Annotated in this window: 1 protein-coding gene; it reads left to right on the top strand. The window is 40.7% G+C overall.

What is annotated here, in order from left to right:
• Positions 1–277: 277 nt before the first annotated feature.
• On the top strand, positions 278–734 hold a 457-nt coding region (locus CIK99_RS14780), incomplete at its 3' end, for a DUF3871 family protein (RefSeq protein ID WP_254047827.1).

Raw genomic sequence — 734 nt, 5'->3', positions numbered from 1 at the left:
CATTACAGACATTCTCTGTATGCAGGACAGGCATATAAAATGGAAACTTACAATTATCTACCAACATGAATACTTGGTTATTTCAAAGGCAACAACAAGGTAATGGACTTTGTATAGTGCATAGAATCACAGAGGCTTCATATTGCACCTCATGCCTTATGATTACAGCCCAATCACCTACAATACAACAATCAAAGATAGTAGCGTGATTGGGTTTTCGTTTATGACAATTCACATTATTAACCAGGTGGCAACACCATAAACATTGCAAATACAAATGGCAAACAAATCAACAATGACAGTCGAGCCTTTAGAAGGTAAGATTGTATCAGAGATTACTCTTGGCGTTAACGATGACATAGAAGTCATTGATGCCGAAGTTATCGAAGTAGAAGATGAAGATTGGGGCGACAATCACCCTAATTTCATCGAGTCTAACACTCAGGCAATCACGCTTGAAGAGTTGACAACAAAGAACGTAATACCAACGTTCAGCGACAACACTCTTACTCTGTCGCACCAGAACTTTATTGGTGCAGTAGGTAAGATGGCTGAACAAGTATTCGGAGAACTTACACCTGTTGAGATCCGAGTTTCGCATCCAATAATCGGACGCATACCATCGGCTCAGCACAAGAAAGCGAACGAACTTCTTGACGAAGAGAAGACAGTATTCTACCAGCGTATGGCTTGGTGCTGTCGAGTCAAGAATATCACTCGTGAAATCAATGGAC

This window comes from Prevotella sp. P5-92 (genome assembly GCF_002251245.1).
In the GTDB taxonomy this organism is placed as follows: Bacteria; Bacteroidota; Bacteroidia; order Bacteroidales; family Bacteroidaceae; genus Prevotella.
Note: the sequence above shows the minus strand (reverse complement) of the source record. Positions and strands in the feature narration are given on the sequence as shown.